This is a genomic window from uncultured Thiohalocapsa sp. (genome assembly GCF_913063425.1).
Classification (GTDB): Bacteria; Pseudomonadota; Gammaproteobacteria; order Chromatiales; family Chromatiaceae; genus Thiohalocapsa.
Map to the genome: position 1 here is coordinate 1 of NZ_CAJXYK010000080.1, position 14,270 is coordinate 14,270.

Below are 14,270 nucleotides of genomic sequence, written 5' to 3' on the forward strand. Positions count from 1 at the left end.
TCGTACGCCTGCCTCTTCGAGGCCAAGTCGATCCAGGAATACATCCTGCGCTCCGGCCGGCTGCGCCACGTCGTCGGTGCGTCAGAGCTGCTCGATTCCCTGACGCCCGCGCTGTTCCAAGACGCCTTGCAGGCGCTCGGGCTCGTGGCGGACGCGGACGTCCGCTGGTCGCGCTGCGCCGGCGGCGCCGTCTATTTGTTCACCGACGACCAGAAGGCCCGCGAGCGCCTGCTGGATCTCTGGTCACTGACGGTGCGGCAGTACGCACCGGGTCTTGACTTCGTACTCGCCGCGGGCGAAGGCGACGATGACTATGCCGCCTATCTGGATGCCCGTCGCAAGCTGGAGGCGGCGCGCAACCGTCCGGCGTCCGTGCTGCCGGCCGGCACACCGGTGAGCCGCTACGCCCGCCGCACCGGCGAGCCGGCGGTCAAGGGGCACCGCCTGCTCGGCCTCCAGGACGAGGCGACGGCGCGCTTCGGGCTGGAGCGCTTCTGGCGCGGTCAGCGTCTTGCCAAGCGCTTCGCCGCGGACGAGCCGCTGACGCACTGGCCGGCCACGCTGGACTTCGAGCCGGAGACGGGCGAGCCCGGCTTCCCCTTCCTGCCGGACAACCGCTGGCTCGGCCTGCTGCACGCCGACGGCAATGGCCTCGGCGCCGTGATCAAAGCCCTGGGGAGCCACGTCAAACACGACCCAACAGTGTTCGTGCCCCTGTTTCGCGCCTTCTCCGATGCCATCGCCGCGGCCACCGTGGAAGCCGCCCGCATCGCCACCAAGGACGTCCTGCTGACGGAACGCGATCATCGCTCCGCTGAGCTTGCGGACCGGACGCATCGGGACCGGACCCTTGCGGCCCGGCCCATCGTGCTCGGCGGCGACGACCTGACCATTCTGCTCCGCGGCGACCTTGCCATTCCCTTCGCTCGACGCTTCCTAACGGTGTTCGAGACCACCAGCGCCGAGGCACTCGCCAACCTGCGGCAGCGCTTTCCGAAGGTCACCGGCATCCCGGAGGCACTCACCGCGGGCGGCGGCATCGCCTTCGTGAAGTCGAATCATCCCTTCCACCTGAGCCACGAGCTGGCCGAGTCCGTCGCCGCGCTGGCGAAGCAGCAGGGCAAGCAGAAGGCGGCCGGGGATCGTGTGCCGCCGACGCTCGCGTTCCACCGGGTGACCAGCGCCGTCCACGGCGACTATCGGCAGATCCTGCTCACCGAGCGCACCTGCGGCCCGGCGGACGCGCCGGTGCAGACCACCCTGGGAGCCTACGGCCTGGATACAGCCCCCGCCTCCGGCCTGCCGGCGCTTGCGGAGCTGGAGGCACTGGCCCGCCTGCTCGGCCGCGAGGACATGGCCCGCGGACCCGCCCGCCAGTTCCTGACCCTGCTCGGTCAGGACCACGACGACGCTCAACGGCGCTACCACCGCTGGCGCGAGGTGATGGACGACCGCAACCCGGCCGCGCTGGCCGAGATGATGGGGCACCTGCAACGGCTCTGTGGCGCGCTGGACCCGGACCTGCCGGTGTCCGCCGCGCCGCCACGGAAGACGCCTTTGGGCGATGTCGCAACCTTGCTCGCCATCACTCAGGGCACGCATGGCGAAGCCGGCGCGGCCGACCTGGAGGCAGCGGCATGAGCGCAGCCCGACTCAGCATCGACATTCGCGGCGACTGGCACCCCGGCACCGGTGCGGCGAGCGGCTTCCACCTCGACGCGCGCGCCCATGTGGGCGCCGACGGCTGCCCCCGGCTGCCGGGCAGAACGCTTAAGGGCCTGCTTAGAGATGCCCTCTGGCGTGCCGAGCACTGGGGCTGGACCCAAGTCCCCGCCGGCAGCACCGACGCGCTGTTCGGCACCAAGGCCGACGACGAGCAGCATTCGACGCCCGGTCTGCTGCGCGTCTCCGACGCGACACTGCCGGAGGCGGTGCGTGCCTATCTGGCCGGCGACGAAGGCGCGCCGCTGCGCGACGGCCTGTTCCGCGAGCACTTCAGCACCGCCATCGACGACAGCACGGGCGTTGCCCTCGGCCGCACCCTGCGCGGCATGCAGGTTGTCGTGCCCCTGACCCTCGCCGCACACATCAGCGAGGTCCCCGGCGTCGCACCGGTGCCGGACTGGCCCGACCGGCTCGCGGGGGTGCTGCCGCTCGTCAACGCCGTTGGCGCTTCCCGAACCCGGGGCTTCGGCCGTGCCGTGCTGACTCTGACGCAGGAGGACTGACACCATGGACCCGCAAGCCCATCAGCTCGACCTGCGCCTGACGCTGCTCGACGACCTCGTGGCCAGCGCCAGCCCGGCCACCGAAGGCGGTCATGCATCGCTGGATTTCATCCCTGGTGCGATGCTGCTCGGCGCCGTCGCTGGCCGCCTCTACAGCGGGCTTTCCCGCACCGATGCCTATCGGCTGTTCCACAGCGGCGCGCTGCGCTTCGGCGACGGCGTGCCCCTCGCGGACGGCTCGCCGGGCTGGCCGATGCCGCTGTGCTGGCACAAGATCAAAGGCACTGACCCCACGGATGAGCATGGTCGACTGTGCCCGGAACACCTGCGCAACCTGCAACACGGCCGCTTCAGCGAGGGCGTGCAGCCGCAACAGCTCCGCCACGGCTTCGTCACCGCGGACGGCCGGCGACTCAGCATGCGGCGGGCGCTGCGCATGAAGACCGCCATCGACCCCGGTACCGGCCGTGTCGCCGAGTCGCAGCTGTTCGGCTACGAGGCCATTGCCGCCGGCCAGGTGTACGCCGCCACCATCGAGGCCGATCCGGCCTTGCCCGCGTCCCTCTGGGCGAGCGTCGCGGAACTGTTCGACGGCCCGGTGGAGCTGCTGCTCGGGCGCTCCCGCTCCGCCGAGTACGGACGCGTCCGGGCCGAGCCCATCCAGCCCATCCCAGCGCCGGCCGCGACGCCCCCCGCAGCGGACCTGACCCTGTGGTGCCTGTCCGACCTGGCCCTGATCGACGCCCATGGTCAACCGACGCTGACGCCCGAGCCCAGCCGATTCGGCCTCGGCCGGGGCGCCTTCGACGCCGCGCGCAGCTTCCTGCGCGTTCGCCGCTATGCCCCCTGGAACGCGCACCGCCGCGCCTTCGATGTTCAGCGCCAGGTGATCCGCCGCGGCAGCGTCATCACGTTTTCGGGCATCGACCCGCCACTGACCCCGGCTGAGCGCGCGCACATCGTGGGCGGCATCGGGCTGCACCGGGAGCAGGGGCTCGGCCGGGTCTGCATCGACCCGGAGCTGCTCGCCGATGCCAACGGCGATGCAACGCCGGTGTTTGCCCCGGCGGTGTCAGCGCAACCGAAACCCGCGCCCTCACGCCCTGACGACCCCCTCATCACCTGGCTGGAGCGCCGCCGCCGCAGCGGTGCCGCCCGCCGTGCCGCCGAGCGCGCTGCCCGCGCGCAGGCACTCGAGCTTGCGCGCATCTGCCGGCTGGCCCGCGCCTATGGCGCCGTCCCGGACCACCTGCCCGTGGGCCCGTCGCCGGCCCAGTGGGGCAGCGTGCTGGAGCTGGCCCGTACGCAGTCGAGCCTCAATGCCGCCCGCGCGGCACTGTTCGACGGCGCCGATGCCATCTGCCGCGCCGCCGCCGAAGGCTGGCAGGATCGTTTTCGCGACGCCGGCGGCGAGCGCTCCATCCGGGACTGGCTGCGCGACAGCGCGCTGCCGAGCCTGCCCGACATCGCCGCGCTGCGCCTGTTCGCACATGCCGCACAGGCCGTCGCCGGCACCGAACACCGTCCTGAGCACACCGCGGAGGGCTCCGCATGAACCGTCTCGACAACAGCGTCCTGCACATCGCCCGCTTCACGCTCGAGGCCCGCTCGGCCCTGTCCATCGGCATCGGCGGACCCGACGGCGTCCACGACCACCCGATCGTCCGCGACGCCAACGGCCTGGCGATGATCCCAGGCACCTCGCTCGCCGGGGTGCTGCGTCACCTGTGGGCGGACCAGGGTGGCGCGACGGCCGCGGCGGAGCTGTTCGGCCACCAACGGCGCAACACGGGTGACGCGTCCCGGCTCGAAGTGGCCGCCTGCCGGCTCCAGGACCGCACAGGCCGGCCCGTCGAGGGCCTGCTCTGCGATGCCGACGGCGAGCGACAGCTGCGCAGTGATCCGCTGCTTCAGGCGAGCCGCGCCGGCCTGGATGACCCCCTGTTCCGCGACCGCGTGCGGCTCGATCATCGCGGCGTCTCGGCCAAGGGTGGCAAGTTCGACCGTGGCCTGGCAGCCCCCGGCAACCGCTTCAGCGGTGAGCTGCGGCTGTGGTCCACGCGCAAGGCCGACCCGGACTGGGCGCGCCTGCTCCGACTCCTCGCCGACCCGCGGCTGCGCCTCGGCGGCGGCACCCGCGCGGGGCTGGGTGCAATGACCTTGGTGCGCCTGCACAGTGCGTCCTTCGACCTGACCGATGCGCAGGATATCGCCGCCTTCTGCGCCCTCGGCACCGGCCTTGGCGACCTGGACGGTCTCGCCGCGCAGGACGTCGCAGCATCGAGCACGTCGGAAGCCGACGCCGCGACACTGACGATCCAGCTCAAGCCCTGGGACTTCTGGCGCTTCGGCCAGGGCAGCCGCGCCCTGTCCGGCAGCGCCAGGACCGCGGACCTGCTGCCGAAGCTGGAGCCCGTCGTGCGGTGGCAAGACGGCCGCGCCGTCATCGACACCCGCGCCGCCCTGGCCCCGGGCTCGTCCATCAAGGGCGCGCTGGCCCACCGCACCGCCTTTCACTGGAACGCCCTCGCCGGCAGCTTCGCCGACGACCTCGACGCCGAGACCGTCGCCGGCTGGGACAAGTCCGTGCATTGCGACGGCGTGCGGGCGATCTTCGGCCATGCCAAGGATCGCGACGACAGCGGCGGCGCCCGCACCGGCGACGGCCACGCCGGGCTGGTGCTGTTCGAGGACGCGCATATCGAGCTGCCCATCGCCGAGGTCCAGGCGCACCTTCACACCATGATCCACAATGCGTTGGACCGTTTCACCGGCGGCGTGCGCAAGCGCATGCTGTTCACCGAGGAGCTGATCTATCGCAAACCCATCGCGCTGCGCCTGACGCTGCTGCCGGGCTTCGAGGACGCCGACGCTCTGGCCCGGCGCGCCTTCGCCCGCGCCCTGCGCGACCTGTGCGAGGGGCGTCTCGCCCTCGGCGGCGGCGTCACCAAGGGCCACGGCGCCTTCACCGGCGTGCCGAGCGAGGCCACCCGGTCATGGCTCGACCGCCAAGACCCGCCGGCGGACGCAGCGGACGCAGCCGACGCGACCGCGGACCTTGCCGCTGGGGAGGATGCCGCATGAGCCCCGATACCCTGCTCACCGCTTACGCGGAGATCGCCCAGCGCCACGGGCTGCCCCACCTGGAGCCGGCGACGCTCGCGCTGACACCAACGCCCTGTGCAGACCCGGACGCCGCCTGGCAGGCCCTGGTCGCCGACCGGCCCCACGCCGGCTGGCTCCAGTTCCAGTCCCAGGTGCTGTGCTTCGACAACGGCGAGTTGCCGGCCTCGGCGCCCGACTGGGGTGGCCTGCTCGCCGCGGAAGCCGTGACCACAGACCGCCGCTCGCTGCTGCTGCGCCAGACCGGCAATGGCCTGCTGCTGGTCACCGCGACACCAAACCCCGCAGACGCCTCCAGCGAGGCGCTGCTCGCCGAGGACCTGCAACGGCTCGCCACCGCCCGCGCCCCGGGCGCCCTGTGCTATCGGCGTTACTGGCGCCGCGAGCCGGAGCTCGGCCTGCGCCCGTACTTTGCGGCCTTCACCGGCTTCGCCCCCGCCGACCGCACGCCGAACCTACAGGACCAACAGGACCGCTGACATGCCTCTCCCGCAAAGCATCGACGCACCCTACAACTTCGTTCCGCTCGCCGACTGGGTCTATCTGCCGGACTGGGGGCAGCGCGTCTCCCACGATCTCCCCTTCCGCGACGGCCTCAGCGGTCACCTGGACCTCACCGTGACCGCCCACACCCCGGTGCTGGTGGGCCGCGAGCACGCCCCCGGCGAGGCCGCGAACGATGACGCGCCGGGCGACGTCCATCCCTATCAGCTCCCGGACGGCCGCTATGCGCTGCCGGCGACGGCCCTGAAGGGCATGCTGCGCAACGTGGTCGAGATCGCAAGCTTCTCGCGCATGGCGCTGGTGGACGATCAGCGCCTTGGTGTGCGCGACCTGACGCCGGGGGCGCAAGACTTCTACCGCAGACGCATGACCGCCACGGTGGGCTCGAAGACCTATCGGGCGAAGTCCCAGGCCGGCTGGTTGTCCTTCGACCCGGACCGCGGTGGCTGGGTCATTCAGCCCTGCGGCCTCTCCCGCGTTGAGTACAACGATCTTTGCGCATACCACGCCGCACCCTGGGTCAGCAGGCAAGACCGCTCCACCGCGCAGGACAAATACGCCGCCTGGCAACGGCCACTCGAGGTGCGCTTCACGCCCGGTCCTGAGCAGCCTTACCCACACAGCAATGGCAACCATCTGGTCTACTCGAAGGCATCGCAGCTCGGCGCCGGCAGCACCGAGGGCACGCTGGTCTTCACCGGCCAGCCGAGCCCGAAAAAGCACCTGGAGTTCATCTTCCACAGCCCAGAAGCACGCTGGCTGCCGGTCCCGGAGCCGATCTTTCGGGGTTTCCTCGACATCCATGACGCGCGCACCGAGAACGCCCAGCGCACCGCCTGGGACGACTGGCGCGACCAACCGCGGGTGCCGGTGTTCTATCTCACCGAAGACGACCGACCCAACACCGTCGCCGCCCTGGGCCTGGCGCTGATGTTCAAACTGCCGTATCGCCACTCCATCCAGCAGGCCATGCACCCTCGCCACCAGCATGACGGCCCCCCGGACCTGGCGACCCTGATCTTCGGTCAGGTGAGCGACGAGCCGGCGGACTGCCTGCGCGGCCGCGTGAGCCTGCACCATGCCGTCGCCCGCGACCCGCAGCCGCCGGAGACCCATGGCCCGACCATCCTCAACGGCCCCAAGCCCACCTACTACCCGAACTACATTCGCCAGTCCCGCGCCCAGAACAATGCCATTCCGGCAAACCAGGGCTACAGCACGCTGATGGATCCGGGCTGCCGCATCCGCGGCTGGAAGCGCTACCCGGCGCGCTCGGGCCAGGCGCGCGTACAGCCGCTGACCGAGCAGCAGCAAGGTAATCCGGCGGTACAGACCATCCTGCACCCGCTTCCTGCCGGCACCCGCTTCAGCACGCGTGTGACCTTCCACAACCTCAGGCGCGCCGAGCTCGGCGCGCTCTGCTGGGCCCTGACCTGGGCCGGCAATGCCGACCTGCGCCACGGGCTCGGCATGGGCAAGCCGTTCGGCTTCGGCCAGATCGGCATCCGTATCGACGCCGCCGACCTGCGCCCGAACGACCCTGCGGCGACCCCGCCGGTGTGGCAGACCTGCATGGACGCCTTCGTTGAGCAGATGGAGGGCGCCTACAGCCGCGGTTGTCCCGGGTCTGGGCGCTGGCGCGACAGCGAGCAGATTTGCACCCTGCTGGCCATGGCGGACCCCGACAAGGCCCCGCTGGCCGCCAGCCAACGCCGGCACATGCGCCTCGATACCGAACAGGAGAACGACTTCAAGAAGGCCAAAGACCTCCGCCTGGTGCTGCCGGGCTACGCCCAAGCAGAGCATCCACCGCTGTGGGCCGAGCAGGAGCGCAAACGCAAGGAGGAGGCAGAGCGCCGCCGTGCGGAGCGCGAGCGCAAGGAAGCGGAGCGGCGCCGGCAAGCGGACGAAGCGGCGGCCAAGGCGGCCTACGAGGGCTTGTCCGCAGAAGGCAAGCTGCTGCACGATGCCGAGCGCGCGGTCGAGGCATTCCTGGCGCTCGACGACGCAGGGCGCAAGACCCAAACCGAGCGCGACAACCTCAAATCGGCCCTGAACGCCTTGACCAACGGCGCGCCCGGCTGGCCGGACGCCGCCGAGCGGGAACGCGCCGCCGACCTCCTGACCGCCGCCTACGACAACCCGGCCATCGGCTGGCACGACGGCGGCGACAAGAAAAAGCGCGAAAAGCGGGAAAAGAAGCGCCGGGACGCCATCGCTGCGATCCGCCGCGGCAAGGGCACCTGACCCAGGTTCGCAAGCCACCGGATGCCGGCCCATCCGCATCGACATCCACGCCCGGAGCACCCATCCATGCACAGCCTGTGGCACAAGCTCGAACCCTGGATCATCAGCGGTCGCGAGGCGCGCAAAATCGAATTCAAAGCGCAGCTCGATCTGAGCGCACGGCCCAGCCGAACACGCCTCGCACAGCTCATCACCGCCATGGCGAACACGCCGGGCGGCGTCGGTTACATCGTCATCGGCGTCCGTGATCGGCGCAATCGCCCCGCGGCAGATGCTGATGGCTCGGTGCTCGATGCCGCCATCTGCGGCATCGACCAAGACCCCGAGACCGTCGCCGGCCGTGTTGGTGAACTTCGCGCACCCGGTGACGCCGGAACAGCTCGTCGGACTGCGCGCGGAAACCGGTATCTGGGTGGCGGAGGTCATCAAGGTGGATGTGCACTTCGACGATGATCGTGGCTTTGCCGAGCAAATCTCGGAAATCGTCGACGCTGCGGGACTCAGCGAGGACGATTGGCAAACCCTGCCGCTGATCGTCAACGTCCCGGCCTTCGCGTACATCGCCGCCGGCCTCATCGCCGAAGTGCACGGCCGTGCCGGCCATTTCCCCAGCATCCTGCGGCTGCGCCGTGCTCCCGAGGACAACACCCGCTTTCTGTTCGCGGAGTTGCTCAAGCTGCAGGACATCCGCAACCAGGCCCGGCAACGACGTTGAGCCCGGCGCCTGCGCAGCCAGTCCGGCCACAGCGGCAGCATGAGCCGAAGAGGTCGTGGTCACTGCCCCCCAAGCCTGAGGCACCCGCATCCTGAGCAACCCTCGACCCGGTGCCCTTGTCGGTTGGGACTCGGCTCTCGTTCGCCGTTCGGCAACAAGGTCTCCCCCGACCACGCCGCAACCTTGCCAAAGCGGACTTCCCGCCGCTGATCCGTAGGCTTGGCTCCACGTCATTTCACGTAGGAGCCAAGCCCCATGTATCAGAAGCTCAGTTGGAGCGCCCAGTTGCTGGCGGGTCTGACCCTGTTCGGCGTGTCCTTCCTGTTGCAGGCGCTGGTGCTGAGCGCCTTCTTCGACAACCCGCTCCTGGGCTTCGCGCTCGCGGGCGGCCTGGAGGCGAGCAAGGTGCTCGCCATCGTGCTCTACCGCATCCTGCGCGGCCAGACCCGCGTGCCCTACCCGCCCGGCGTGCAGGCCATCGCCGTGGGCTTCCGCTTGGCGCTGGTGGTGCTGTCCGCAGCCTGCTCGGTGATGTTCCTGGCCGAGCGACTGGACCGCCCCGCCATGGAGGAGACGCGCCGGGCGGACCTGGTGGCTGCGCAGGCGGAGCGCGACCGCGCATTGGTGCGCATCGAAGCCCGCGCCGAGGAGCGCCGCGCCCAGGCGCTGGCGGCCCTGGACCGTCAGGGCGAGCACGACCGCGCCGACCTGCGCCGGCGCTTCGAGCCCGTCATTGCAGACCTGGAGCAGCAGCTGAGCCGCGAGATGGACAACGTGCAGGGCGGCGTCTTCGAGGGCCCGCGCTACCGCGCCCTCGCCGAGCGGCTGCAGCAGGAGAAGGCAGACTGGGCCGCCGCCCGTGCGCGGCTCGCCGAGCAGCAGGCACAGCAGCGCGCCGAGCTGCTGGCGCGCATCGACCGCACCGCCACCGCGCAGACCGACGCCGCCCGGCAGCGCCACGCCGAGCAGAGCGCCGCCATCCGCGCCGACGACTACCGCGGTGATCGCCGCGCCGAGCACCCGCAGGCGCACGCCTTCGCGAGCGTACTGGGCGCGGTGCTGGAGCACGAGCCGGACACCCTGTTGCTGGTGTTCGTCTTCTCGCTGTTCCTGAGCGTGACCCTGGAGCTCGGCATCGTCGTTGCCTTCGAGCACCTCACTCTGGCGCGTCTGCCCGTGTTCCACGCCGAGCAGCGCCTGGACCTGGGCCTGCGCGAGAAGCGGGCCGAGACCGCCGCCCAGCTGGCCGGCTTCGACCTGGACGAGGCCGTGACCAAGGCCAAGGTCCGCCGCCGCCGCCGGCGCATCGAGGACGACCTGCACGAACTGGCCGGCGGCAAGGTTGCGAGCCCGGACACCGACGCCCCGCAGCCGGTGTAATGGTCATCGCCCCGGCCGCCGGCCGGAGCGCTGTCCGAGCCACGCAAGTACCACCCGAACGGAGACCCCCCATGAGCCGATTCGACGACGACCCCCGCAACCACGGCAACGCCGATGTCCAGCTGCCGCAGCGCACCGACCGCCAGGACCACCTGCTGGAGCGCGAGCCCGAGCCCGCGCGGCCCTACCTGCGCGACAACCACACACTGGTGGACCAGGCCCTTGACCGCGCCCACGGCAACCTGGTGGCACGGCTCTTCCCCGGCGAGGTGGAGCGCGCCGTGCGCGGTGCCGAGCTGCAGCAGCTGGAGATCGGCTTCGACTACCGCCGCCGGGCGCTGGAGATGGCCGTAGAGACCAAGCTCCAGGCCATCGAGGAAATCTGCAACCACGCCCTGGTCACCGGCAAGGGCGAGATCCGGCGCAAGCGCCAGGAGTTCTTTGCCGAGCAAAAGCTGCTGCTCCAGGTGGCCATGGACGATTGCGCCGAGCGCTTCCACGCCCAGCTGGAGCGCCGCTTCGACGCCATGACCCGGCTCAAGGTGCCGCGCATCCGCGAGCGCGAGGAGCAGCGCCTGGAAGAGGCCGTGGACCGCTTCCACGACATGCTCGCAGACCTGACGGATGACTTCATCGACATCATCCGCGAGCGCGTGCACCGCGACGGCGGCTGACGGCGGGCCACCACCATGCAGCGTCGCATCGCCGTCATCGCCTATGACATCGCCAGCAACCGCACCCGCCGGGCGGTGCTCAAGGTGCTGCGGGAGTGGCGCCTGGACGGGCAGAAATCCGTGCACGAGTGCCTGCTGAGCGACGCGGAGGCGGCCGAGCTCTTCATACAGCTGGGCGAGCAGATCGACCCCGACACGGACCGGCTCCTGCTTGCCTGGCTGCCGCCGCGGCGCGGCATGCACGCCCGCGGCCTCGGCCGCACCGACAGCCAGCGCCCGAGCCTGCTGCGGGTGCATTGAGCGTGCGCCTTGCACGCAGGCTGCGGGTGCATTGAGCGTGCGCCGTGCACGCAGCCGAGCCGAAGTCTGAGCCGGCATCGGCGCAGGCGCAAAACCCCTGACCGGGGTCGTCCGGACCAACGCCTTCACCACCGCGCACCAACACCATGCAACACCGCAAAGACTGGTTCCTGCTCGCCTACGACATCGCCGAGCCCCGACGCCTGCGCCGGGTGCACCGGCGGCTGCGCCGCGAGGGCATCGCCATGCAGCAGTCCGTCTTCCTGCTGTTCGGCAGCGAGACGGCGCTGTGCAGCCTCCTCGACGAGCTCGCCGAGCTGATGGAGCCGACCGAGGACGACCTGCGCGCCTACCCGGTAGCGGACCCCGCCGAGCTTTGGCTTCACGGGCAGAGCGCCCTCCAGCAGGGCGTGCTCCGCGACGCACCGCCGCCGATCACCGGCGAGCGCAGCCCCAGGCGCCCGCCACCCCGGCCCCGGCCGCGCCGCCCCGGCCTCTGGCAGCGCCTGCTCGGGCGCGACCCCGGCGCCGGCGCCCGGGCGCCGCAATGAGCCCGGCGGCGCCGGCCACTGCCGGAGCGGCCCAAGCCTGCTCGGCCCAGCCCGGAACAGAGGCAGGCGCCGCCGCCCAGCCTGTCAGTGCGGCGACACAAGCCGGAATCACCCCGACGCACACCAGGCGCAACGCGCCTGGTGCAGCGCGCCGACGGCCGCGCGCCCACAGCCTGGAGAGCACCACATGCCCACCGACCTCATCCTGGTCCTGGACCGCCGCGACACCGACGTCCGACTCGATGGCCGCGCATTGCGCGTCAAGCACGGCGATGCACCGCCGGCGCACATTCCCCTCGGCGTCGTCGGCCAGGTCATCGTCCACGGCGCACCGCGCGTCAGCTGTGACGTCTGGCGCGCCCTGGCCGAGCGCGGCGTGCCGGCAGTGCTGCAGCCGGGCCGCGGCCGCGGCGCCACCGCCATGATCGGCGCTGCACTCGGCGGCACCATCGAGCTGCGCGCTGCCCAGCACCGCGCCGCCGACGACCCCGCCGCCGCCCTGCGCATCAGCGCACATCTGCTGCGCGCCAAGCTGCGCGCCCAGATGCAGGCCGCCCGACACCTGAGCGGTCTGCCGCCGCCGCTGCCGACCGCCGCCGACCTCAGCCCCCTGGAGCGCGCCCTCAACGACGGCCAGGACCGCATCGACCGCGCCCGCACCCCAGCCGCACTCATGGGCGCTGAGGGCGCCGCCGCCGCGGCCTGGTACCGCTGGCTCGCCGCCTGGCTGCCGACGGACTGGGGCTTCGGTGGCCGCAACCGGCGGCCACCGCGCGACCCGCTGAACGCCCTCCTCTCGCTGGGCTATACGCTCCTCGCCGGCGAGGTGCTCGGCGCCGTGCAGCAGGCCGGCCTGGACCCGGCGCGCGGCTTCCTGCACGGCACCGTGCCCGGCCGCGAATCCCTGGTGCTGGACCTGATGGAGGCACTGCGCCCCGCCGTGGACCTGGTTGCCATCGGCCTCCTCTTCGACTGGCTGGACCGGACCGACTTCAGCAACAGCCCGGCGGAAGGCTGCCGCCTCGCCAAGCCCGCCCGCGGCGTCTTCTATCAGCGCTGGGCCTTGGCCCGCGGAGACTGGCCGCAGCTGCTGCCGCCGCCGGCCCCGGCGCGATCCCAACCGGCACCGCCCACCCAGGCAGCCGACACCGACGCGACCACCGCACCCACCACCGCCGAGCCGCAGGACCACAGCCTACCGCGCCAGTGCCGCTGGCGCGTGGAGGCCCTGCGCGAATGGCTCCGCCCGCACCTGCGCGCCGGCGACTGACCACGGGAGGATCGATCCGCATGAAGCAGCCCCTCTTCCAGCAGGTGCTGGCACCCGACACCCTGAACCGTGCCTGGAAAGCCCTGTCCACCGACCATGCCGTCTGGGACGCCGGCATCCCCCGCGCCGACATGGAGCGCGACGCCCTGCGCCACATCCTGACCCTGCGCGACGAGGTCGCCTTCGGTCGCTACCGCCCGGCGCCGCTGCGCCGCTTCAGTATCGCCAAGGCCGACGGCCGCCGGCGTGTGCTCACCGCCCTGTGTCTGCGCGACAAGCTCCTTCAAAAGGCCGTGCAGCTGGTGCTGGAACCGCGGGCAGAGCGCCTGTTCCACCACGACAGCTATGCCTACCGGCCGCGCCGCAACGTTGACATGGCCCTGGAGCGCACCCGCGAGCGCATCCGCTGCGGCCTGCACTGGCTGGTGGACGCCGACATCCACGGCTTCTTCGACAACATCCCACACGGCCCCCTCAAGCGCTGCATCGAGCGCTTCGTGCGCGACAAGCCCCTCACCGCGCTGATCCACCAATGGATCGACGCCGGCGCCGCCCACACCAGCCTGCTCGGCAAGGCCCGCGGTATCCCCCAAGGCGCCATCCTCAGCCCACTCTGCTGCAATCTCTACCTCCACCCCTTCGACGCAGCCCTCGCCGACAGGCACATCCCCTTCGTGCGCTACGCCGACGACTTCCTGCTCTTCACCGAGACCGAAGCCCAAGCCCAGGCCGCCCTCGTCGTCGCCGAGCAGGCCTTGCGCGGACTCGACCTCGACCTGCACCCGCAGAAGACCCGCGTGGTCCGCAGCCACCCGCAAGTCGAATTCCTCGGCCAACGCCTGCCGGACGCGAATACCGCCAACCCGCTGCCGACCAAAGCCCCGACGCGCCGCAAGCCGCCCCACGCCCGGGCCGCCGGCACCAGACCCAAAGCCCAACGCCCCCCGCCGCCCGGCAAGGCACTCAAAACAGACCACCACCGCAGCGGCACGCGCAGGGCACGGCACCCCCAACACCCGCCTCAGCCAAAACAGCCGCGCAACCGACGCTGAGCCAACCCGCACAGGGGTTGCAGCCTCCCGTCAAGCAGCTACACTGAGCATCGGCACCTACCAATTTCACTGTCCAAACCGACAGCGATTCGTGACAAATCTGCAGCTAACTTTTTTCGGCCAGGCTTCGACGCTCCACGGGACGCCGCAACCTTCGGAAAACGCTGAAGATTTGCTGCACGGAAGGGGGTCCGACCGATGACCCGTTATGAAGGGGATTGAGACA

At 71.2% G+C, this 14,270-nt stretch carries 13 protein-coding genes and 1 pseudogene; all 14 read left to right on the forward strand.

What is annotated here, in order from left to right:
- Positions 1-1,641 (forward strand): hypothetical protein (locus tag QZ607_RS24545; protein WP_295888512.1); only part of this gene is annotated, 1,641 nt, incomplete at its 5' end.
- Positions 1,638-2,228 (forward strand): RAMP superfamily CRISPR-associated protein, encoded by a 591-nt coding sequence (locus QZ607_RS24550; RefSeq protein WP_295888514.1) that lies wholly within the window; start codon positions 1,638-1,640, stop codon positions 2,226-2,228. The genes QZ607_RS24545 and QZ607_RS24550, both read left to right, overlap by 4 nt.
- A gap of 4 nt (positions 2,229-2,232) precedes the next feature.
- Positions 2,233-3,783, forward strand: a complete 1,551-nt coding sequence (locus QZ607_RS24555; RefSeq protein WP_295888515.1) for a hypothetical protein — start codon at positions 2,233-2,235, stop codon at positions 3,781-3,783.
- Positions 3,780-5,312 (forward strand): RAMP superfamily CRISPR-associated protein, encoded by a 1,533-nt coding sequence (locus QZ607_RS24560; protein ID WP_295888517.1) that lies wholly within the window; start codon positions 3,780-3,782, stop codon positions 5,310-5,312. Before QZ607_RS24555 ends, QZ607_RS24560 begins: the two co-directional genes overlap by 4 nt.
- Positions 5,309-5,830, forward strand: a complete 522-nt coding sequence (locus QZ607_RS24565) for a hypothetical protein (protein ID WP_295888519.1) — start codon at positions 5,309-5,311, stop codon at positions 5,828-5,830. Before QZ607_RS24560 ends, QZ607_RS24565 begins: the two co-directional genes overlap by 4 nt.
- Position 5,831: 1 nt before the next feature.
- Positions 5,832-8,102 (forward strand): TIGR03986 family CRISPR-associated RAMP protein, encoded by a 2,271-nt coding sequence (locus QZ607_RS24570; protein WP_295888521.1) that lies wholly within the window; start codon positions 5,832-5,834, stop codon positions 8,100-8,102.
- Between the two features lie 66 nt (positions 8,103-8,168).
- Positions 8,169-8,300, forward strand: a pseudogene (locus QZ607_RS26010) (hypothetical protein); the annotation flags it as partial.
- Between the two features lie 46 nt (positions 8,301-8,346).
- Positions 8,347-8,817, forward strand: coding sequence for a CRISPR-associated protein Csx15 (gene csx15, locus QZ607_RS24575; RefSeq protein WP_295888523.1), 471 nt, complete (start codon positions 8,347-8,349; stop codon positions 8,815-8,817).
- Between the two features lie 255 nt (positions 8,818-9,072).
- Positions 9,073-10,197 carry a hypothetical protein gene (locus tag QZ607_RS24580; protein ID WP_295888526.1) on the forward strand — a complete coding sequence of 375 codons (1,125 nt, stop codon included), beginning with the start codon at positions 9,073-9,075 and terminating at the stop codon, positions 10,195-10,197.
- Positions 10,198-10,268: 71 nt separating this feature from the next.
- Complete coding sequence (locus tag QZ607_RS24585) at positions 10,269-10,871, forward strand: hypothetical protein (protein WP_295888528.1); 603 nt, start codon at positions 10,269-10,271, stop codon at positions 10,869-10,871.
- Between the two features lie 15 nt (positions 10,872-10,886).
- A complete protein-coding gene (locus tag QZ607_RS24590; protein ID WP_295888530.1) occupies positions 10,887-11,171 on the forward strand; it encodes a CRISPR-associated endonuclease Cas2 in 285 nt (94 codons plus the stop codon).
- A gap of 146 nt (positions 11,172-11,317) precedes the next feature.
- Positions 11,318-11,722, forward strand: coding sequence for a CRISPR-associated endonuclease Cas2 (cas2, locus tag QZ607_RS24595; protein ID WP_295888533.1), 405 nt, complete (start codon positions 11,318-11,320; stop codon positions 11,720-11,722).
- Between the two features lie 187 nt (positions 11,723-11,909).
- Complete coding sequence (cas1, locus tag QZ607_RS24600) at positions 11,910-12,992, forward strand: CRISPR-associated endonuclease Cas1 (RefSeq protein ID WP_295888536.1); 1,083 nt, start codon at positions 11,910-11,912, stop codon at positions 12,990-12,992.
- A 20-nt stretch (positions 12,993-13,012) separates the two neighbouring features.
- Positions 13,013-14,044: a reverse transcriptase domain-containing protein gene (locus QZ607_RS24605; protein WP_295888538.1), complete on the forward strand. Its 1,032-nt coding sequence runs from the start codon at positions 13,013-13,015 to the stop codon at positions 14,042-14,044.
- Positions 14,045-14,270: the final 226 nt, after the last annotated feature.